The sequence below is a fragment of the Vibrio sp. 1F279 genome, from assembly GCF_041439815.1.
GTDB classification, from domain to species: domain Bacteria; phylum Pseudomonadota; class Gammaproteobacteria; order Enterobacterales; family Vibrionaceae; genus Vibrio; species Vibrio tasmaniensis_A.
Genome location: NZ_JBGOOU010000019.1, coordinates 1 through 21,774 on the forward strand (window position 1 = coordinate 1; position 21,774 = coordinate 21,774).

General features: G+C 45.7%; 21 protein-coding genes and 1 pseudogene. All 22 read right to left on the bottom strand.

What is annotated here, in order from left to right; translation table 11 throughout:
* A pseudogene (locus ACED60_RS14515) lies at positions 1 to 206 on the bottom strand (chemotaxis protein CheW); the annotation flags it as partial.
* Entirely contained in the window at positions 193 to 975 is a 783-nt protein-coding gene (locus ACED60_RS14520) for a ParA family protein (protein ID WP_009848532.1), read from the bottom strand. The pseudogene ACED60_RS14515 and the gene ACED60_RS14520, both read right to left, overlap by 14 nt.
* A gap of 10 nt (positions 976 to 985) precedes the next feature.
* Positions 986 to 2,098: a chemotaxis response regulator protein-glutamate methylesterase gene (locus ACED60_RS14525; RefSeq protein ID WP_371727858.1), complete on the bottom strand. Its 1,113-nt coding sequence runs from the start codon at positions 2,096 to 2,098 to the stop codon at positions 986 to 988.
* A gap of 13 nt (positions 2,099 to 2,111) precedes the next feature.
* Positions 2,112 to 4,313, bottom strand: a complete 2,202-nt coding sequence (locus tag ACED60_RS14530; RefSeq protein WP_371727859.1) for a chemotaxis protein CheW — start codon at positions 4,311 to 4,313, stop codon at positions 2,112 to 2,114.
* 9 nt (positions 4,314 to 4,322) lie between these two features.
* On the bottom strand, positions 4,323 to 5,054 hold the full coding sequence (locus ACED60_RS14535) for a protein phosphatase CheZ (RefSeq protein WP_065678596.1): 732 nt from the start codon (positions 5,052 to 5,054) through the stop codon (positions 4,323 to 4,325).
* A 114-nt stretch (positions 5,055 to 5,168) separates the two neighbouring features.
* Positions 5,169 to 5,537 carry a chemotaxis response regulator CheY gene (cheY, locus tag ACED60_RS14540; protein WP_012603445.1) on the bottom strand — a complete coding sequence of 123 codons (369 nt, stop codon included), beginning with the start codon at positions 5,535 to 5,537 and terminating at the stop codon, positions 5,169 to 5,171.
* A 42-nt stretch (positions 5,538 to 5,579) separates the two neighbouring features.
* Positions 5,580 to 6,314, bottom strand: a complete 735-nt coding sequence (locus tag ACED60_RS14545; RefSeq protein WP_009848537.1) for an RNA polymerase sigma factor FliA — start codon at positions 6,312 to 6,314, stop codon at positions 5,580 to 5,582.
* Positions 6,307 to 7,194: a MinD/ParA family protein gene (locus ACED60_RS14550; protein WP_371727860.1), complete on the bottom strand. Its 888-nt coding sequence runs from the start codon at positions 7,192 to 7,194 to the stop codon at positions 6,307 to 6,309. The genes ACED60_RS14545 and ACED60_RS14550 overlap by 8 nt, the downstream gene beginning before the upstream one ends.
* Before the next feature lie 13 nt (positions 7,195 to 7,207).
* Complete coding sequence (gene flhF, locus ACED60_RS14555; RefSeq protein WP_017101966.1) at positions 7,208 to 8,719, bottom strand: flagellar biosynthesis protein FlhF; 1,512 nt, start codon at positions 8,717 to 8,719, stop codon at positions 7,208 to 7,210.
* Between the two features lie 27 nt (positions 8,720 to 8,746).
* Entirely contained in the window at positions 8,747 to 10,849 is a 2,103-nt protein-coding gene (gene flhA / locus ACED60_RS14560) for a flagellar biosynthesis protein FlhA (RefSeq protein WP_371727861.1), read from the bottom strand.
* A 348-nt stretch (positions 10,850 to 11,197) separates the two neighbouring features.
* Entirely contained in the window at positions 11,198 to 12,328 is a 1,131-nt protein-coding gene (gene flhB, locus ACED60_RS14565) for a flagellar biosynthesis protein FlhB (protein WP_371727862.1), read from the bottom strand.
* 9 nt (positions 12,329 to 12,337) lie between these two features.
* Positions 12,338 to 13,120, bottom strand: a complete 783-nt coding sequence (fliR, locus tag ACED60_RS14570; protein WP_009848542.1) for a flagellar biosynthetic protein FliR — start codon at positions 13,118 to 13,120, stop codon at positions 12,338 to 12,340.
* 6 nt (positions 13,121 to 13,126) lie between these two features.
* Positions 13,127 to 13,396, bottom strand: coding sequence for a flagellar biosynthesis protein FliQ (fliQ, locus tag ACED60_RS14575; protein WP_009848543.1), 270 nt, complete (start codon positions 13,394 to 13,396; stop codon positions 13,127 to 13,129).
* 11 nt (positions 13,397 to 13,407) lie between these two features.
* On the bottom strand, positions 13,408 to 14,337 hold the full coding sequence (gene fliP / locus ACED60_RS14580; RefSeq protein ID WP_009848544.1) for a flagellar type III secretion system pore protein FliP: 930 nt from the start codon (positions 14,335 to 14,337) through the stop codon (positions 13,408 to 13,410).
* Positions 14,324 to 14,764: a flagellar biosynthetic protein FliO gene (fliO, locus tag ACED60_RS14585; protein ID WP_065678595.1), complete on the bottom strand. Its 441-nt coding sequence runs from the start codon at positions 14,762 to 14,764 to the stop codon at positions 14,324 to 14,326. The genes fliP and fliO overlap by 14 nt, the downstream gene beginning before the upstream one ends.
* Complete coding sequence (fliN, locus tag ACED60_RS14590; RefSeq protein WP_004739851.1) at positions 14,764 to 15,174, bottom strand: flagellar motor switch protein FliN; 411 nt, start codon at positions 15,172 to 15,174, stop codon at positions 14,764 to 14,766. The genes fliO and fliN overlap by 1 nt, the downstream gene beginning before the upstream one ends.
* Before the next feature lie 29 nt (positions 15,175 to 15,203).
* Positions 15,204 to 16,247, bottom strand: coding sequence for a flagellar motor switch protein FliM (gene fliM, locus ACED60_RS14595; RefSeq protein ID WP_009848546.1), 1,044 nt, complete (start codon positions 16,245 to 16,247; stop codon positions 15,204 to 15,206).
* 7 nt (positions 16,248 to 16,254) lie between these two features.
* On the bottom strand, positions 16,255 to 16,743 hold the full coding sequence (gene fliL / locus ACED60_RS14600) for a flagellar basal body-associated protein FliL (RefSeq protein ID WP_371727863.1): 489 nt from the start codon (positions 16,741 to 16,743) through the stop codon (positions 16,255 to 16,257).
* Positions 16,744 to 16,834: 91 nt separating this feature from the next.
* A complete protein-coding gene (locus tag ACED60_RS14605) occupies positions 16,835 to 18,952 on the bottom strand; it encodes a flagellar hook-length control protein FliK (RefSeq protein WP_371727864.1) in 2,118 nt (705 codons plus the stop codon).
* A gap of 182 nt (positions 18,953 to 19,134) precedes the next feature.
* The gene (gene fliJ, locus ACED60_RS14610; protein WP_009848549.1) at positions 19,135 to 19,572 is read right to left on the bottom strand and encodes a flagellar export protein FliJ; all 438 of its coding nucleotides are present in this window, start codon (positions 19,570 to 19,572) and stop codon (positions 19,135 to 19,137) included.
* 22 nt (positions 19,573 to 19,594) lie between these two features.
* Positions 19,595 to 20,914, bottom strand: a complete 1,320-nt coding sequence (fliI, locus tag ACED60_RS14615; protein ID WP_371727865.1) for a flagellar protein export ATPase FliI — start codon at positions 20,912 to 20,914, stop codon at positions 19,595 to 19,597.
* Complete coding sequence (fliH, locus tag ACED60_RS14620; protein ID WP_009848551.1) at positions 20,914 to 21,714, bottom strand: flagellar assembly protein FliH; 801 nt, start codon at positions 21,712 to 21,714, stop codon at positions 20,914 to 20,916. The genes fliI and fliH overlap by 1 nt, the downstream gene beginning before the upstream one ends.
* Positions 21,715 to 21,774 lie beyond the last annotated feature (60 nt).

Genomic DNA, 21,774 nt, shown 5'->3' on the forward strand with positions numbered 1-21,774 from the left:
TCTGGCTCTGGCTCTGGCTCTGGCTCTGGCTCTGGCTCTGGCTCTGGCTCTGGCTTTTTAGTTTGTGATTCGTCGCTAGACTCGTCAACAAGAAAAGCATCAGATTCAAAGTTTTCATCGCCTAACAGCGCAGTAAAGTAATCATCGATTGCTTGTTCACTCGATAAACTTGGTTGCGTCAATGTCGATTCGTTATTCGCGCTCATTTATCGCTAACCTCTCGAGATAAATAAGCAGCTGTTTATAAGCAAATACACCACGGCTACCCGATGCGAAATGAGATGCTGGCAAACGTTTTAGACTGGCATCGCGAAACTTGGTATCAATCGGCACAGCAGAGGTCCAAACTTGGTTTGGATAGTCATCTTTAAGCTGAGTCAATGTTTGCAATGATGCTTTCGTTCGCTTGTCGTACATCGTCGGGACAATCGTCACCTTAAACGGTGTTTTGCGAGACTTCTGCATAATGGTTAGAGTGCGAATCATGCGCTCTAAACCCTTCATCGCCAAAAATTCAGTCTGTACCGGAATCAAGATACGATCACTGGCAGCCAACGCATTCACCATCATCACACCAAGAATAGGCGGACAATCGATAAGCACGTAGTCATAGTCATCTTTCAAAGCGGCTAAAGCACGCTTTAAGATCAAGCCCATACCACTTCGATTTCCCATTACACGGTCTAATGTCGCCAATGACATGTGTGCGGGAATAATATCGATACCTTCAATTTCGGTCTGTATAGTCAATGCTCTCACAGCTTGCGTAGAAAACTCACGCAGCTGGAACAGATCAAACAGGCTCGATTCCACCGTATCTGAGTCGTAACCCAGATAGGTGGTTAGTGATGCATGTGGGTCAGTATCAACCAACAACACACGATGACCCTTTAAGGCAAGTAAGCCAGCTAGGGTCACTGTCGTCGTCGTTTTCCCAACGCCACCTTTTTGGTTTGCAACACTCCAAACAATCATGTCGATTTACCTAAGCTAACCCAACTTCGACCAAAATCCGTTCCGCAACGCGGTCTAGAGGTAGGTCTTCAGTAGAAATGCCAGCTTTTGCTACAGCTTGAGGCATACCATATACAACACAACTATCTTCGTCTTGCGCCCAAATGGTCGAACCCGCTGTTTTTAACATGCGAGAACCTTCTCGACCATCAGCTCCCATACCGGTCAGTATCATAGACAACACTTTATCGCCGTAGATCTTAGCTGCAGAACCAAAAGTGACATCGACACAAGGCTTGTAGTTCATTCGGTCACCACCATCGATAATCTTCAGACGCGCCGAACCCGGGCGACCATCAATCATCATTTGCTTTCCGCCTGGAGCAAGATAAGCCACCCCAGGTTTCAACAGGTCTCCGTCTTGAGCTTCACGAACTTCAATCTTACACAAGGTATTCAATCGGCTAGCAAAAGCAGCGGTGAACGTTGCTGGCATATGCTGCACTAACACAATCGGATGTGGGTAGCTGGCAGGGATGCGTGTCAAAATTTTCTGTAGTGCAACTGGCCCACCAGTAGAAGTACCAATAGCAGTTAATTGATACTTTTTACCCGAGGCTCTGAATTTCGCGGTTGAAGCAACCGCTGGTTTAGCAGCAGGGGCTGTTGCTGAAATAGATTGACGCAATGGCGCCGTAGCTGTTGCAGTAGCTCTTGGCGCAACAGGAGTGCGTCGCATAAACGCGCGCTTTGCCGCAATCTGAATCACGCGCTGTTGAAGCAATGCGACAGCATCGTCACGGTTACGAGCGATGTCTTCAAATTTCTTAGGTAAGAAATCTAGAGCACCAGCATCTAACGCATCTAACGTTGCTCTTGCACCATCATGCGTTAGCGATGAAAACATCAAAATAGGCGTCGGAGACGCAGCCATAATTTCACGAACGGCAGTAATACCGTCCATGACAGGCATCTCGATGTCCATGGTAATTACGTCAGGTCTTAGCTTTTTCGCTTTCTCAACCGCTTCTTTACCGTTTACTGCTACATCGATGACTTCTAGGCGAGCCTCCGAGTTGATGATCTCGCTTACTCTACGACGAAAGAAGCTCGAATCATCAACGACTAATACTTTAATCGCCATATTTATCCTTAAGTTAAATTCTTGATGCAGCTGCGTACTGCTTCAACAAGTCCGGCACATCTAAAATCAATGCTATGTGACCGTCACTTGTAATTGTCGCACCTGCCATTCCTGGCGTGCCTTGTAGAAGCTTATCAAGTGGCTTAATAACCACTTCTTCTTGGCCGATAAGCGCATCGACAACAAAACCAACACGTTGACTACCAAGTTGCACAATAACAACATGACCATGACCTTGACGTCCTTCAACAAGACCTTCTTTAGGTGTAAGCCAATTTTGTAAGTAGAACAGTGGAATAGACTTATCACGAACGATAATCGTTAGCTGGCCATCAACCACGTTTGTGCGGCTTAGGTCTAGGTGGAAAATTTCATTTACAGAAGCCAGTGGCAATGCGAACGGGTGACCCGCAACACCGACCATTAAGGTTGGTAGAATCGCAAGTGTCAACGGAACCTTAATGGTTATCTTGGTGCCTTGGCCCATCTCTGAGTCGATATCAATTGAACCATTCAGTGTGTTGATCGCTGTTTTCACAACGTCCATACCTACACCACGGCCAGAGATATCTGAGATCTTTTCTTTACTTGAAAAGCCAGGAGCAAAGATTAGATTGAAACACTCTTTATTTGTTAGGCGAGACGCTGCATCATCATCCATCAGACCGCGCTTAACCGCGATAGCACGAAGCTTATCAGGGTCCATACCGCCGCCATCATCAACGATAGCCAGTTCAATGTGGTCGCCTTCTTGAGAGGCAGACAGAATCACTTTACCGGTTTTAGATTTACCCGCAGCAACACGGTCGTCCGGCATTTCGATACCATGATCAACAGAGTTTCTCACCAAGTGAATCAGGGGATCAGCAAGTGCTTCTACTAAGTTTTTATCAAGATCCGTTTCTTCGCCACGCATTTCAAGAACGATGTCTTTCTTCAAGGTACGAGCAAGGTCACGGACAACGCGTGGGAATCGACCAAATACTTTCTTGATCGGCTGCATACGCGTCTTCATTACTGCACCTTGTAGGTCAGCAGTAACAACGTCTAAGTTAGAGACAGCTTTCGACATTTCTTCGTCATTGCTGTTTAAACCTAAGCTAACAAGGCGGTTACGGACCAAGACTAGCTCACCCACCATGTTCATGATGGTATCCAGTGTTGATGTATCAACACGAACTGTGGCTTCAGCTTGCTGCTTCTTCGCAGGCGCTTTAACTTCAGCTTTTGCTGGTACGCTAGGCTTAGGCTCTGCTTTTACAGCAACAGGAGCAGGCTGTGGTTTAGGAGCGACTTTCGGCGCAACAGGCTCAGGCTTCGCTTGTACAGGCTTAGTCGCAGCATCCAACTCTTCAATTGAAGGGCCGTTACCTGAACCGTGTAACTGGTCAAGTAAACTCTCAAACTCAGCATCAGTCATTAGGTCATCGCCTTCAGACTTTACTGGTGCTTTGGCTACCGGAGCGACTGGAGGAGGTGGTGGCGTTGAGCTTGCAGCTGTCGGGCTTTGACCTGCACCATGCAACTCATCTAACAACTTTTCAAATTCGTCGTCAGTAATGTCACCACTCGCAGCAACTGGCTGAGGTGCCACAGGTGCTGGCGCTGGTGTGTCTAGAGATGATGTCGTTGGTGAACCACCCTTACCGTGAAGTTCATCAAGTAAACGCTCAAATTCATCTTCAGAAATATCATCCACGGAAGATGCACTGATGTTTGTACTTTCAGCAGTAGGTTCCGGAGCAATAACAGGCTCAGGAGCTGCAACGATAGGCTCAGGGATAACCGGTGCTGGAGCCTCTACTGGTGCCACTTCATCTTCAGACTCTGGCTTGCAGAGGCGATGAAGTTCATCCAGTAAAGATTGGTCTGCTGGTACTAAAGCTTCCTCATCTTGCACGGCTTTAAACTGTACATTGACTGTATCTAAAGCCTGTAGCATCGTATCCATTAGACCTGATGTTACACTGCGTTGGCCATTTCTTAGAATGTCGAACACATTCTCAGCACCATGACAAGTATCCACCAGCTCGGTCAATGCTAGGAAACCAGCACCACCTTTTACTGTATGGAAACCACGGAAAATAGCGTTTAGTAGTTCTTTGTCGTCAGGGTTATTCTCTAGCTCTACCAGTTGTTCTGATAGGAGTTCAAGGATCTCCCCTGCTTCGACTAAAAAGTCCTGAAGAATATCTTCGTCTAAATCGTAGCTCATACGTTACCTTTAAAATCCAAGACTGGATAACAAATCGTCGACTTCATCTTGAGATGCAACAGCATCTTCACGAGCTTCTGGGTTCATGATCGGCCCCTCAGGAGCAATAGATGCTTTCTTATCTGTCTCTGGTGTGGGTTCTATTTGATTCGCACCGAATACGGTGAGAATCTCTACCAGACGTCCTTCAACCTCATTCACCAAGGTAATAACTTTGCTAATAATCTGCCCAGTTAAATCTTGGAAATCCTGAGCCATCAAGATTTCAGTCAGTTGTCCACGTAGTTCAGTACTATCGCCTTCTACTTGGACAAGTAATCCATCAATGCGGTGGCATAAAGCTTTGAATGTTACTAGCTCAATGCGGCCATGCATCAGTTCATTCCATTGAGGCCTTACTTGAAGTAAACACTCGTGTAAATTAGTTGCAATTGGCATACAGCGATCGACAGCGTCCATCGTTTTGTTCGCCGCAACTTCCGTTTTATCAATGACATATTGAAGGCGATCCCTGGCGTCAGGGATTTCATCCTTTGCGATAACGTTAATACGCTCGTCAAAGTTGAATTGTGTCAAAGAATCATGGAGGTCACGAGTCAGACTGCCTATTTCTTGAAGCATTGGGTTATCTTGAAGATTAAAATTATCTTCATAAATGCTTCTAACAAGAGAATCAGCACCTTGCTGCTCGTCGTTTTCAAGCAGCTCTACTAATTTTTTTGCTTGTTCTAATGAAATCATCCTGAGTCCGGCCTTACTCCGCATAGTTTGTGACGCTTCAGCTTTAGAGGTAAACGGGAAACAAAAAAGTTAATGTCTCTCTATGAAGCGCCTGAAACAGGTTCTTATGAGTGCTTATAAACGCTCAAAAATCTTGTCGAGTTTCTCTTTTAGAGTTGCGGCAGTGAACGGCTTCACAATGTAACCATTAACACCCGCTTGCGCTGCTTCGATGATCTGCTCACGCTTAGCTTCTGCTGTGATCATAAGCACTGGAAGGTGCTTAAGTTCAGCGTCTGCACGGACGTGTTTTAGAAGATCAATACCTTGCATACCCGGCATGTTCCAGTCAGTTACCACGAAATCAAATTCGCCTTTTTTCAGCATAGGTAACGCGGTCAAGCCATCGTCTGCTTCTTGAGTGTTGTTGAAACCTAAATCGCGAAGTAGGTTTTTAACAATTCGGCGCATCGTTGAAAAATCATCAACAATGAGAATTTTCATGTTTTTGTTCAAATTAGCCTCCACTGAATAAAATCAGTGTTGTTAGTCGTTCTGTGTCCAAGCACTTAACTTAGTGCGTAAACGCTGCATAGATTGGCTTAGTATTTGGCTGACACGAGATTCGCTGACACCTAATACTTCCCCAATCTCTTTTAAATTGAGTTCTTCGTCGTAATAAAGCGAAAGCACGAGGCCTTCCCTTTCCGGAAGTTGTTTTATCGAGTCGATCAAAGCTTGGCGGAATGATTCATCTGCAACCCCTTGAAAAGGCGTATTATCTTGAGAATCTTCATTCGGAGATATTACATCATCAGAGACACCTAAGTCTTCTATCCCTACCAATTTTGAGCAATTAATATCAGTTAAAGCACTGTGATACTGGTCTAAACTCAGCCCCATGTGCTTTGCCACCTCAGCATCACTGGGATCGCGATTGAGAGTGCCCTCTAATTCCGCGATTGCACTACTGATTTCTCGATTGTTTTTATGAACCGATCTCGGGACCCAATCCCCGCGGCGAATGTCATCCAACATTGCCCCACGAATTCGAATACCTGCGTACGTCTCAAAGCTTGCGCCTTTAGTACCATCATAGTTCTGCTGTGCTTCAATCAGGCCAATCATGCCGGCTTGAATCAAGTCATCAACTAATACATTAGGCGGTAATCGCCCCAACAAATGATGAGCGATACGCTTAACCAACACAGAGTACTTCTCAAAAAAAGCCTGCTGGCTATTGTGATTAGCATGTTGATCGTAAGTAAGCGCTTTATTCACCAAATGGTTCCTCTATAAATTCAGTACGGTTTAGCAGCCTTTCAACAAAAAACTCCAAGTGTCCGCTTGGTGTTTTTGGTATTGGCCAGGTCAATGCCTTATTAGCCAAAGATCTGATTGCCAATGCAGCTGGAGAGCGAGGAAACGCATCGACTACGATTTTCTGTCTCTTAACTGATTGACGTACTTTATCATCTAAAGGAATACATGCTACGAGTTCGAGGCTCACATTCAAGAAGCGCTCTGTGACCAAAGTCAACTTTGCAAATAATTCTCGGCCTTCGCGATAGCTTCTGACCATATTTGCAACAATTTTGAATCGCTGTACTTGGTGCTCTCGACTCAACAGCTTAATCAATGCATATGCATCAGTAATCGACGTTGGTTCATCACAAACCACCACAACCACATCCTGCGCAGCTCTTGAAAAGCTGATGACCATATCGGATATACCCGCTGCGGTATCAACCAATAAGATATCCATCTCATCTTCAAGCGAACCAAAAGCACGAATCAACCCGGCGTGTTGAGCGTGTGAAAGTTCAGTCATGCTTTGTGTGCCTGATGTCGCTGGAATAATTTTAATTCCGTGCGGCCCTTCGACAATCGCATCCTTAAGTTCACACTCGCCAGCCAACACATGCCCAAGATTTCGTTTAGAACGAATGCCGAGCATGATGTCTACGTTAGCTAATCCTAAATCGGCATCCAGCACCATGACTTTCTTGCCTTGGCGAGCCATACAAATAGCCATACCTAACGTTACATTCGATTTACCTACGCCTCCCTTGCCACCCGTTACAGCGATAACTTTTGTGAGTGAAGGCTGGGTTAAGCGACGGAGGCCGCTAGCTTGATCGTGTATCATATTCTCATTCATATTTATCCGCCGCCTAGAGCCCTTCAGAATCGCTATTCCAGTAATGAGGTTCATTCTCTGTCGATTTTTCTAATAACTCATTGGCCTTAGCAATCATGTACTTTGGCTGAGCAATAACGATATCTTCAGGAACTCGTTGACCATTTGCTATATAAGCAACTGGTAATGCATTTTGTATTACCACACTGATGAACTCACCCAAACTAAGTGATTCGTCCAGCTTCGTCAGGATACATCCCGACAGCGGGATTCTTCTAAAGTGTTCAATGGTTTCTTGTAGTACTTTGCGTTGCGCGGTTGCGGGTAACACAAGGTAACTATTGATAACGGAACCACTCTCTTGCATCAATGTGTCTAACTGCTCAGATAGGCGAACATCTCGCTGCCCCATACCTGCAGTATCGACTAGAATCAGGCGACGATTACGTAACTGATATATTACATCGGCCAATTCACTAGAATCTTTAGCAACTCTTACAGGACAACCCATAATTCGACCATAAATCGATAACTGCTCATGTGCACCTATGCGATATGTATCTGTTGTCACAAGAGCAACGTTGTCTGCACCGTACTCCATTGCTGCACGGGCTGCGAGCTTAGCAACGGTTGTTGTTTTACCTACGCCAGTCGGGCCAAGTAAGGCCACAATACCGCCGCGTTTTAAAATATCTTTTTGTGTTACTGAGATTTGATCAGCGACCAGAGCAAGCAAGGCTTTCCATGCTCGTGCTGGTTTTGTGTCTTCTGGAATGTAACAGGCCATTTGATCGGCGAGTTCTGCCGAAACACCCATACGTTCTAGGCGCTTGATAAGCATCGCTCGCAAAGGTTCGCGACGTTCGACTTCTTGCCACATGAGCCCAGAGACTTGATGCTCTAATAAACGACGAATTGAAGTCATCTCGTCGCGCATCGTTTCCATTTCAGTATCTGAACCTTTGGATTGAGTGTTCTCTCGACCACGATCATAACGGGTAGGATCTAAGCGAGGTGCTGGACGCTCTACTCTGCGATCTTCGGCAATCAATTTAGATAAACCCGTTTCACGAGCAAAGGCCGAGTCAAGGCTGCCGCTAGAATGCTGGCTACTCTGAGGTTGATGACCGTTACTTGACTGGCGATTGAGCAATGCTGATAACGAGTCTTCGTTTTCAGCGCGATGTTGTTGCTCATCGTCGGCGCCATGACTGTATTGCTTTAGCATATTCGCAAAGCGCTTGGTCATTGAGCGTCCACCTTCTGCATTCGGCTGGATGCTAACCTTGTCATCATCTAATTGACGACGCCCAGTTGGCAATTTGGGCTCAGACATTTGAGTGTACTGGCTTTGCGTAGGCTGCTGAGGTTTATTGAGTCTGGGACTTGCTGTCGACGGGCTGGAATCGCCATCAATAGCGGCAACAATTTCCACACCACCTGCGACCTTTTTGTTAGACATGATCACCGCTTCTGAGCCAAGTTCTTCTTTAACTTGGAGCAGGGCTGTTCGCATATCTTTTGCAAAAAATCGTTTAATTTTCAATTCGATCGTCCGTTCTAATTAGGCGGCTTAATTACCAACAGCTTGTACTATACGTATCTGCTTTTCGTCTGGTATCTCTTGGTAAGATAATACTCTCAAGCTTGGGATCGTGTTTTTCACGAACTTAGCCAGAGTCGAACGTAAAACACCAGAGGTCAATAATACCGCTGGCTCACCTTTCAGTTCTTGCTCTTGTGTCGCGTTACTGAGTGAGGTCTGTAAACGTTCGGCTAAACCAGGTTCAATACCAGCAGATTCTCCGCCGGATGCCTGCATGGTTTGATGCAAGATTTGTTCCAACTCAGGAATCAAGGTTATAACTGGTAATTCTGGCTCTATACCATTGATTTCTTGAACAATTAGTCGTTTTAGTGAGATACGAACAGCTGCAGTTAATATGTCAGGTTCTTGACTCTTAGAAGAGTACTCCGACAAAGTTTGGACAATGGTTCGAATATCACGAATTGGAATCGCTTCATTCAGTAGGTTTTGTAGAACTTTCACAACCACACCAAGCTGTAATTGATCCGGTACAAAACCTTCCACCAGCTTAGGTGTTGATCGGCTAAGCATCTCAAGTAAGTTTTGAACTTCTTCGTGGCCAATCAACTGTGAAGCGTTATTCGTTAACTGCTGGCTAAGGTGTGTGGCAAGTACGGTTGAAGAGTCTACAACCGTATAACCTAAGGCTTGTGCGTGTTCACGCTGCTCTTCACGAATCCAGACGGCTTCAAGGCCAAAGGCAGGGTCAATCGTCGGCTCTCCATCTATCATCCCATAGACTTGGCCAGGGTTAATCGCGAGCTCCATGTCCGGCTTGATCTCAGCCTCACCAACCGCTACCCCCATCAGGGTAATTCGATAGCTGTTTGGTGTCAGTTCCAGATTATCGCGAATGTGTACTGCTGGAATCAAGAAACCAAAATCTTGAGACAGCTTTTTCCGTACACCTTTCACGCGCTCAAGCAATTCACCACCTTGGTCTCTATCGACCAAAGGAATCAAGCGGTACCCCACTTCGAGACCAATAATGTCTACCGGTTGAACATCATCCCAAGACAGTTCTTTTTGCGATGCGGGCTTATCACCATTGGCATTAGCGGTTGCAGGTAGGTTTTTCTCTTCTACCTTTGCCTTGTTCTTTTTATCGATAAAGTAAGCCCCAGCCCCAGCAACCACAGCAAGGCTCAAGAAGGAGAAATATGGCATACCAGGAACAATACCCATGATGCCGAGGATAGCAGCGGTGATCATTAGGGCTTTAGGATTATCGAACATTTGGAAGACAAGTTGTTCGCCCATGTCTTCATCAGTATTTTGACGCGTTACCATCATCGCCGCAGCAATAGAAAGTAACAGCGATGGTATTTGTGCAACCAGACCATCACCGATAGTCAGTAGCGTATAGATTTCGATGGCTTCACCAAAACCAAGGTCAAACTGAGCCATACCGATACTCAAGCCGCCAATGATGTTGATGAACAATATCAAGATACCGGCTATTGCATCGCCTTTAACAAACTTAGATGCACCGTCCATCGAGCCGTAAAAGTCAGCCTCTTTGGTCACTTCAAAACGTCGAGTACGAGCCTGATCTTGGTCGATCAAACCCGCATTCAAGTCGGCATCGATTGCCATCTGTTTACCCGGAAGAGCATCTAGGGTGAAACGCGCACTTACTTCCGAAATACGACCCGCACCTTTGGTTACAACCATGAAGTTGATGATCATCAAAATCAAGAACACCACTAGACCTACCGCGTAGTTGCCGCCGATAACCACGTTACCAAAGGCTTCGATAACGTTACCGGCCGCGTCACCACCTTCGTGACCATGAAGCAATACCACACGTGTCGAAGCAACGTTCAAAGCTAATCGAAGTAGAGTCGCAATCAGAAGTACGGTCGGGAATGCAGCGAAGTCCAAAGGCCTGCGGGTATAAACCGAAACCAGTAATACAACCATGGACAGTGCAATGTTGAACGTGAAGAACATGTCCAACAAGAAGGCTGGTATTGGCAACACCACCATAGCGAGCGTCGCAAGTACCATAACGGGCGCGCCAATTGCAGGCATCGCACGATTAGGGATTTTAGGCAGCTTGTCCGCAAAAGGCAGGGAGAATTTCATAAGTCTAGACAGTTTCGCTATGTTGTAGCCATCTCACTAAGCTATTTGTTGAAGCTCAGGTCTAAGCTATGTTGCTATGGTTTATAGTGCATAGGTTCAAATGCACAGGTTTATAATACTAAGCTTTATATACTCGGGATTTATAACGCTAGGATTTATAATGACTGGGCCTATAATGCTCAGATTTACAATGCTAAGGTTATTAATGATCGGCTTATAATATTCGGGGTTGATATAGCAAACACTGTACCAACACTATTCGTCAAATTATTGCCATCGCCTCTTTAAAAAGAGGATTAGCTAGCCCGCTATTATCAGGGTTCATCAAGCAGAGCTCAAGCAATTGATCTAATGTCGTAAATCAGGTGGGATCGGCATATTAGAATCTTGGAGTTTTGGCCTCTCTCCGCCTCGTTTTCGGTACTGTTTCAGCTGAAATACATATGCAAGAACTTGAGCAACCGCTGTAAACAGACCGTCAGGAATTTGTTGTTCTAACTCGGTAGTGTGATAAAGCGCCCTAGCCAATGGTGGCGCAGGAACAATATAGATGTCATTTTCACGTGCAATTTCACGAATCTTCATTGCCATATGATCAACACCTTTAGCCACTACAACGGGGGCTTTGTCTTGATTCTGCTTATAGCGTAGAGCCACCGAGAAGTGCTCCGGGTTGGTCACTATCACATCCGCTTGAGGTACGTCAGCCATCATACGGCGCTGGGCTGCTTCTCTTTGCAACATACGAATGCGGCCCTTAACTTCAGGTTTACCTTCAGTATCTTTGTGCTCATCTTTAATTTCTTGTTTGGTCATCTTCAGCTGATCGGCGTGTTGCCAAATCTGGAACGGGATATCAATCGCCACCACGATAAGCAAAGAGCAGCTGATCAGTAGAATAAAATTGAGCAAGATATCTAAAGCGTGGAAGATATTCTGTGGGTATACCTCCATGCTCAGTTGCATTAAATCGTGTTGAGAAGCTTGAATAAGATAGATGGCCATTCCCGAAACAAGTGCCACTTTCAAGATAGATTTCAACAGTTCAACCCAACTCTGCAGGCCAAACATACGCTTAATACCACTGAGTGGGTTTAGCTTAGACGCCTTAGGCATCGCCGCCTGCATAGAGAAATTAATCCCCCCGACACCCGCAGCACCAATGACGGCTGCAACAAATAAGGTTATCAGGATTAAGAACAGCGGGAACAACAGGTTCACTAATGCGCCACCCGCAATTTCGAGAAGTTTTGTGGTATCAAAAACTTCTTCCCGACTCAGAGAAAACAGACGTTGCATTGTTTCGAACAAACCTTTCGCCATCGATTCACCAAACCACATTAAAGCAATCGCACCAACAATAAGTACCGACGCCGACGCTAACTCTTTTGACCTTGCAACCTGCCCTTTCTCTTTGGCCTGTTGCAAGCGTTTGGGCGTGGCGTCTTCCGTGCGTTCTTGACCGTCTGACTCTGCCATTTTAGTCTCCTAGCACTCTAACCTGATTAGACGACATATCTGTTGTTCGGTTTGTATCCAAAATAACTCATAGTGACTAAACAAGCCGCCAAGGATATACCAACAAAGCAATAGGCCCACGAGTAGCGCAAATGAGAAACCCAAAGAAAAGATATTTAGTTGAGGCGCCGCACGCGTCATTACACCAAACGAAAGGTTAATCGTCAGCAGCGCAATAATACCAGACAATGACATTGCTAATGCTGTTTTGAACATGATACCCAACCACAGAGCAAGCTCTCTATAATCAACAGAGGTCAAACTTCCACTGCCAATGGGTAAAGTCTTAAAGCTGAACACCACCAGCTGCAGCATTTTCAAGTGACCGTCAGTCTCCAAAAAAAACATGGTCGCTAGCAACATAAACAATTGGCCCAGTACTGGCGTGTTTTGCCCGTTAGCCGGATCCACCATAGAGGCGAAACCCAAGCTTGATTGCATACCTAAGATCTGGCCGAGCATTACGAAAGTTTGAATCATGAATTGGGTGACAAACCCCATGGCAACGCCAATCACGATTTGTTCAAATACCGTCAAGAAACCTTGGAAAGAGAGCAGTTCAATCTCTTTAGGAACAGCGGGGATCGCAGGCATCACCGCAAAGGTGATCGCTAAACCTAAATACAGACGAATACGCGGCGACACAAAGCGTGCACCGGTTACTGTCATCACCATCAGCATGGCTGAGATGCGAGTGTAGGGCCAAAAATAATTGGCTAACCACTCTAGTACAAGGCTCGTTGGGTATTCCATATCGGTTTAGTACAGAACTTGTGGCAAGCGTTCGATGAGTTCGAAAAAGAACTCCATCATCATTTGGGTCATCCAATGTGCAAACATCATCAACGCTAATAACGTCACGATCAAACGTGGTAGGAAACTTAAAGTTTGTTCATTAATCGAAGTAGCCGCTTGGAAAACAGCCACAACCAAACCAATCAGCAGGCTAGGGATAATTATGGCGCAAACCATAATTAATACCATCCAAAGGGCATCTTGGAACAAATCTACGAATATTTCAGGATTCATGCTTCCCCCAGCTACAAGGCAAAACTGCCGGCGAGTGTGGAGAGTATCAAATTCCAACCATCAACAAGGACGAACAACATCAACTTAAACGGCAACGATACAATCATTGGTGACAACATCATCATACCCATGGCCATCAAAACTGATGCCACCACCAAGTCGATAATTAGGAACGGCAAGAACAACATAAAGCCTATCTGGAAAGCTGTTTTCAATTCAGACGTGATAAACGCGGGAATCAGAACCGCCATTGAAACATCTTCTGGGTTAGTTACTTGCGCACCGGATATCTCAACAAAAGTTTCAAGATCTTTGATTCGAGTCTGTTTAAGCATAAAAGACTTAATCGGCCCTTGGGCAACATCAAACGCCTGTCGCGCTGATATCTGTTCATTCAAATAAGGCTGAACAGCTTGTTCATTGACCTGACTGATTACTGGCGACATGATGAAGAAGGTCAGAAATATCGCAATGCCAATAATCACTTGGTTTGAAGGTGTTTGTTGAAGACCCATTGCCTGACGCAAAATAGACATCACAACCACAATACGGGTGAACGATGTCATCAAAATAACCATCGCCGGCAAGAAGCCAAGCATGGTCATTAACGCAAGAATTTGCAGGTTAATCGAGTAGTCTTCACCGCCATTGGCATTGGTGGTCATGGTAAATGCAGGTATGCCGCCACCATTACCGGTTAAGCTACCAGTGGTCATAGTCTTCGATTTGGCTTGATCTTGCTGCATCGTACTGATGGTGACCGACTCAGATCCAGCGGTATTCGCAGGAATGACAGTGCCATCTTCAACCTGTGCAAATACTGACACGCTAAATACGAGAGAGCAGAATATAATGAGCTGAACCAACCACACTTTCACCGTACGGAAAAATCCGGCATGGCAAAAGTAAAATGGATTCAAAAATCCGTTACTTGTTTGCATCTTTTTTTATTAGCTGGGAAAGCTGACTTGAAAATGTACTTTTTTCCAGCATCTCCTGAGTAAGAGGTTTATCGAGCTTAGAGATCAGCTGAATCGATTGTGTGGTAATGCCTACCAAGAACTGTTCATCACCCGCTTGTACAATAGCGATACGTTCTTTTGTGCCTACCGGAATTTGCCTAATAATAGCCAAACCTTGTTGATTCGACATCGCAGGCACTTGCATTCGCTTCAGTAGCCAAGCAATAAATAAAATGAAGGCTATAACGAAAATTAGCGACCCAAAGGTGGTCGCTAAATCGAGAGAAGGAGGCGTTGCCGCAAAGGCAATAGAAGGAGTAGCAAGTAGCCCTACTCCCAAGACTCTGCGAGAAAAACCTGTCATTCCGAGAGAAGAGCCCGCCAGTCTTTGAGACAAGAAGCTCATTAACGCAACTTCTTAATTCGTTCTGTTTGACTAATAACGTCTGTCAAACGAATACCAAATTTGTCATTCACCACAACCACTTCTCCATGAGCAATCAGAGTGCCGTTAACCATCACGTCAAGTGACTCACCAGCAATTCTATCTAGCTCAACAACCGAACCTTGGTTCAATTGAAGTAAGTTACGGATACTAATTTGAGAGCGTCCGACTTCCATTGAGATAGTCACTGGGATATCCATAATGGTATCCAGCTTACGACGCTCATCTTCTGAAATTGGAGACGATGAGTCGGTTAACTCATCAAGTGGTGCCGCGAGAACATCATCAACATCGATTGACGGCGCTGAAGGGTCTTCACCAAGTGCTGCAGCCCATTCGTCTGCTAGCTTTTGATCTTCACTAGGTTCCATTACCAATTCCTATACTTTTATCTACTTTGCTATTCTTCATCTTCGCTATTTTCCAACTCAGACATTAAGTCTTTGCCAAGAAAGGCGAGATCGGTTTTGACCACATGAGGTCTTTCAATTTTTTCAGAAATCTGTACCGCGAGCTTCTCTCCAGAACGGCCCATTTTAACACGATAGGTCGGCAGTTCTTCAACAAACATGGTTGCATGCTCAGGCATATTCATCGGGATAACATCCCCAGGACGAAGTTCCATCAAATCACGCAAAGAGATATCTTGCTCGAGCAAATTGACACGGAAGTTGACTGGCACATCCATGATTTCATCACGCAATGCAGAGCTCCAACGAACGTCGGTTTCCATTTTATCTGATTGGACACCAGCATCCAGCAATTCACGAATCGGCTCAACCATTGAGTAAGGCATAACCACATGGAAATCACCGCCGCCGCCATCGACTTCAATGTGAAATGAACTCACAACAATCACTTCGGTTGGACTCACAATGTTAGCCATACTTGGGTTTACTTCAGAGTCCAAGTATTCAAACTCAACGCCCATCACGGGAGACCAAGCTTCTTTGTAATCTTCAAAAACAATTTTCAGTAGTAACTGAATAATTCGTCTTTCTGTTGGTGTAAATTCGCGACCTTCAATCTTGGCGTGAAAACGACCATCACCACCAAAAAAGTTCTCTACAAGAATGAAAACTAGCCGAGCTTCCATCGTGATTAGCGCAGTACCTTTTAACGGGCGGAAGCGAACCATGTTTAAACTTGTGGGTACATAGAGTGTGTTCTGGTACTCACCAAATTTCATCATCTGTACGCCGTTGATCGACACTTCAGCCGTCTTACGCAACATATTAAACAAGCTAATACGCATATGACGTGCGAAACGCTCGTTAATAAGTTCAAGGGTCGGCATTCGACCACGAACGATTCGATCTTGTGATGAGAAATCAAAATTGACCGTATTGTCACTTTCGGTTTCTAAGACATCTTCAACGTCTTCAACATCATCAACGCCATGTAATAGCGCATCAATTTCGTCTTGGCTTAATAAATCGGTCACATATTACCTATTGAATTACAAAGTCAGTGAATAACACTTTTTCAATTACCGGCTGGCCAACAGCTTGAGTTAAGCTTGCTTTAATATCTTCAGTCGCCTTGTTCCGCAGTTCAACTCTGCCGGCAGGAGATCGTAATTGATCGACCGTCGCCGAAGCGAATGTAGCAAGTAGTGCGCTTTCAACAAGTGGAGAGTGGTATCGAGCGAGAACTTCATTCTTCATACCACGTACCATCAGCTGTACCTTTATCTGAACTAAGCGATCTTTCTTATCGCCCGTAACGTTAAATAAGAAAGCTTGAGGCACATTAACATAGACCACTGGATCGACACCCATGAGTTGAACCTCAGCTGACGACCCAGCACCCTCAGCCTTATCATCGGAACCCATTAAGAAAAATGCGGCACCACCACCTCCAAGTAACAGCACAACAACCGCGATAGCGATAATGAGGAGCTTACTCTTTCCTTTCGGTGTTTCTTGTTCTTCTGCCATATTCAGCTCTAACTTCCTGTTCTTTCTATTAACTAACTGTTCTTCTATTAACTAACGGTTCTTTCTATTAGCTAAGTGTTTTAGCCTGATACTAGGCATAATAACTAATTCCATCACGCTTTGACGTGACATTCAATTCAAGATTGCTGTTGCTATCAAGGTTTTCATCACCTTGACCATCATTTATACGGTTAGAGCCTGATTGTTGCTCGCCATTATTGTACCTGTCTTGCCCCTGACCAGTATTCTGTTGCTGAACTGAAGACTCAGCAAGCTGCATCCCTTGTTGAGCGAGCATCTCCCTCAAACGAGGTAAGGTTTGTTCAATAACCTCTCTCGCTTGTTGGCTACCGACAGTAAAGTGCACGTTCGCCACATCATTATTCATGGTCATGCGAATTTTCATCTGCCCCAACTCTGGTGGGTCAAGACGGATATCCAAGCTCTTGAGATTCTTAGACATCATCATTTGGACTTTTTCCGCCACCTGGTCGTTCGCTAACTCTTTAGTGAGTTGCAAAGGTGCCTGTTGAGCCGCTTGAATTTCAGCTCGCGTAGGTGCTGAACCCACCGTAGCTGTACCTTGTGCGCCAGCGGCCGAGGCTATCTGCTGAGCAAAGGTCGAATCTTTAGAATCTTCTTTAGCACCGGCTTTGCCCAAACCAGACAATGCCGCGGCACCTGCGCCCGCTTTAAGAAGCGCATCAGTAGAGCCTGCTTTTGTAGTGACTGGCGCTGCATTCATCGCGATCCCTTGCGCGGTTAAAGCTGGATCCAACGTTGCTTGCTGCTGAGGTGAAGCAACATTAGCTTGTTGAGCGGCTGCATGTGCATTGTTGGCGTGCAGCATTGCTGCCTTATCCGTAAGAGCATTGTTTGTTGATTGAGAAGCGGCCTGCGCTGACACTTGTTGTGCAGCCGTCGCTACAGCTGCTGTTGATGCCGCCGCAGCTAAAGCTTTAGTTTCGCTTGAATCCGTATTATCCCAATCAATAGCAGCGGGTTCACCAGACGCGCTGTTCACAGCCGGAGCTTGATTTAGCAAAGCCGTTGCTTGTTGTTGAACGTTAGTGAGCTGTTGATTCAACAGGTCTAAGTTAGAGGTCGCTTTAGCCAAAGCAGCTTGCTCATCAACCGTCAACTTAGCACCACTTTGTTGCTTCTTAAGCAAGCTATCGACAACAGACTGTTCTGATTCGATTTGCCCATTCAATTGTTTTAGTGCTTTGGTATGGGCATCAACCTGCTTGGCTAGTTCAATATCCGCAGCTGAGATCGCTTGGCTCTGTTCGGCCACCGCGGCGCTAGCCGCATTCTTTTGACTCAGCTCTCGGTTCATACTGGCTTCAATTTGTTCTGGAGTGACGCCTTTATCCATCAACTGTCGGATTTCATCATCAGTCAGCTGAGACACACCCTTACCTCCGGTAAGAACAGCGATTTCAGAATCCACCTCAAAACTATTCTCTTGGGTTGCTGCATTCGTTTGCTGTGTCGCCTCATCCGTAACGGAGGCTACTGCAACTGAAGCACCGGAGATATTACCTTGGGCTTTATCTACCTGACCTTGCTGAGGCAAGCCTTTGCCGTTTGGCGCTTGATTTAGAGTTTTGTTTGCCTCATCCAATTGACCAAGCAATTTATTGCCTTCATTCATCGCTGCATTCGCTTGCGATGCTTGCGTAGAGCCATCTATAGCTGATGTACCCTGAGTTTGGGATTGAGCAACCTGTTCTTTAGAATCATTCGTCGTAACCTGCGCATCTTTACCATCCGCCTTATCTGCGACAGTTTTATCAGCGACAGTGCTATCAGTGCCCGAATTGGCTTTGAGCTTAGCCTCAGTTCCAGACACAGCCTCTGCAGATGTTTCCTCAGCAGCTTTCTCGCCTTCTACTTCTGAAGCTGCTTGCTTGCTTTGCGCTTCGCTTACTTCGTCAGTAGCCTTTGATTCAGCTGAATCACCTTTGTTCGCTTCGGCTGACGCTTCACCTTCGGTAGAGGCCTGTTTAGCATCAGGTTTCGCGGTGCTTTCTGTGTCTTTTGCTGCGACTTTACTGTCACTTTCTTCAAAGCCTAGTGCTTCTTTGAAAGACTCAAAGAAACCTTTAGAGTCTCCAGTTTCTTCTACCTTTGAAGAGGCAGAACCGGAGTCCAACAACGATGACGTTTTGTTGGTCGCTGAATTTGAGGAAAGACTAACATTCATATATACAAGCTCTATCTACTAGCTTTGCTGCCTTGAATCAGACAACAAAAAGAAAGTCGGGTGCTTTTTATGCCTTTGGTGAGCATAACTCGCAATTTGATATAAAACAGAGCAAGAAACATGCCTATAAGTTTTAAGTCTGCCATCTGCAGAGCAACACTTGCGTCATTCGTGAATTAGGTTCAAATCTTCTTTCGGCTATATAACAGAGTCGAGAACTCATCCATTTGCTTTTGCTCTCTTTGATCTTGCAGCTTTGCTTTTTCTTTCTGCTTTTTCTCCATCAACCATTCGTAGGATTTACGCTTTTTTCGTAACTCCATCCAATAGTTTTGGCAGTTATCGACCTGATTTTTAAAGTGGTGTTCCGCTTCTCTCTGCTTAGAGAGCGTTTCATCTAATTGCGTTAAGAAACGGTTTAAGTGACCATATTGGCTAGCCGTTAATCCGGCCTTACCTCGGTCAACAAGTTGCTGGCAGTAATCAAGTCGATATTTTTCAATCTGTTCGACCTGTTCGTAGTAACCCTGCAGCTCGACATTCGCTTGATTCAGCGCCAATACAGCTTGGTTCTCTTGGTCTTTCGCTTGATCGAGAAGAAATTCTAACGCGTTATCCATGATTGACCTTATTCAACACGACCTAACCGCCTAACACATGCTTTAACATGTTGACGCACATATCATAGGGAACCGTTTCTTTCATTTTCTGTTGTAAGTACTCGTCCAACCTCGGTTTCAAAGTGAAAGCACTGTCGATTGCAGGGTCTGTTCCCGGCTTGTAAGCACCAATCGAAACCAAATCTTGATTTTTCCGGCATATAGACAGCACTTGTCTAACGGCTTTCGACATCAAGACATGTTCTTCGGTGGTGATTTGAGGCATAACACGACTGACGGATTTCTCAACATCAATCGCGGGATAGTGACCAGCATCAGCCATCTCACGAGATAAAACAATGTGACCATCAAGAATCGCTCGCGATGCATCGGCAATAGGGTCTTGTAAATCATCACCTTCTGTTAACACGGTAAAGAAAGCCGTGATAGAACCTTGTTCATCGTTACCATTACCTGCTCGCTCCACCAGCGCAGGAAGCTTGGCAAACACAGACGGCGGATAGCCTTTGGTTGCTGGCGGCTCACCCACAGACAGAGCGATTTCACGCTGCGCCTGAGCGAAACGAGTCAATGAGTCCATCAGTAGTAAAACATCTAGACCTTGGTCTCGGAAATACTCAGCTACAGCCAGTGCGGTTTGACAGCCTTTTAAACGCATCAATGGAGACGAATCCGCAGGAGCGGCGACCACAACAGAACGCTTACGACCATCTTCGCCAAGGATCTCTTCAATAAATTCTTTTACTTCTCGTCCACGCTCACCAATCAACCCCACCACGACCACTTGCGCGGTTGTACCACGAGTCATCATCCCAAGCGTAACCGACTTACCCACACCGGAGCCCGCAAACAGGCCGATACGCTGCCCTTTGCCCACCGTTAGTAAGCCATTAATCGCTTTTAAGCCAACATCAAGTGGCTCAGAGATAGGTTTACGAGCTAAAGGATTGATTGGCTCAGCATTAAAGGAAGCGCGTTGCTCGGTATAGATTGGACCTAAACCGTCGAGCGGATTACCTACGCCATCGATAACACGACCAAGCAACTCCATTCCAACAGGGATACCGCTTTCCGACGCCATCGGTGTCACGCGAGCGCCTGGTAAGATCCCAGTAATTTGTTCACTTGGCATCAAAAACAGGTTATCGCCAGAAAAGCCAACCACTTCAGCTTCCATCTGACCAGACATAGTCTCTACTAAGCATAAGCTGCCAATTGGCGCTTTGCAGCCGGTCGCTTCAAGCGTTAGTCCAACAACACGAACTAGTTTGCCTGAAGCAATTGGTCGCGACTTTAGCCCCTCGACTTTGTATTGGCTAAGACGGTTCGCTAACTCAAGCATTACTCATGACCTTGATGACGATTTACACCACAGAAGCTTTGAATGACGTTCTTCACGCGCTCTTCCATGCGGTAGTTAACACTCGATTCACCCGCTTCAATTTGTACGTCGCCGCGATTGAGTGCAGGCTCTGATACCAACGTCCAATTGCGAGAGTCCAATTCCGTTTCGCCATACGCTGAGCGTATTATTGCAACGTCTTCAGGGTTTAGCTTCAATGTGATCGCGTGACCTGAGATTGGCAATGACTCTACCGATTCTTTCACGGTATCTAGTATGATTTGTGGGTTGGTTTGCACTTCAACATGAACCACTTCTTTGACCATAGTCAGCACCATGTCCACCAGTTGCTTCTCTACCTGAGCATTCATCAGCTCTAATGGCTGAGCGAACTGGTTGGCTAGCCCCATAAAGATGGCGACTTGCTGCTGAATGTACTCTTGACCAGCAGTAACGCCTTCAAGTTTGCCGGCTTCGTTACCCTCTTCGTGACCTGCGGCAAACCCTTCTTCTTTACCTTTTTCGTAGCCCTGTTTAAAGCCAGCCTCTTGTCCTTGATGAAGCCCTTCCTGATAAGCACCTTGCTTGATCAGTTCGATTTGGTCTTCAGTTAGAACCAGCTCTTCGTCTTCAATGGCTTCTTCAACCGTTGGCATCCAGCCAGGATCGTAGTTAAAAGCCGTTTCTTTGGCTTGTTTGTTCACATCAGATGTATAGTCAGGCAGCCCCCATTTCTGAGGTTGGGCAACCGTATTATCTTCTTCAGGGCGAAGGAAGCCACGTTTTCTATCACCTGACATATCAGTACCTATCTATGAGTTCGTCCAACTGCGTTGTAGATTCAAGCAATTACACGGTAG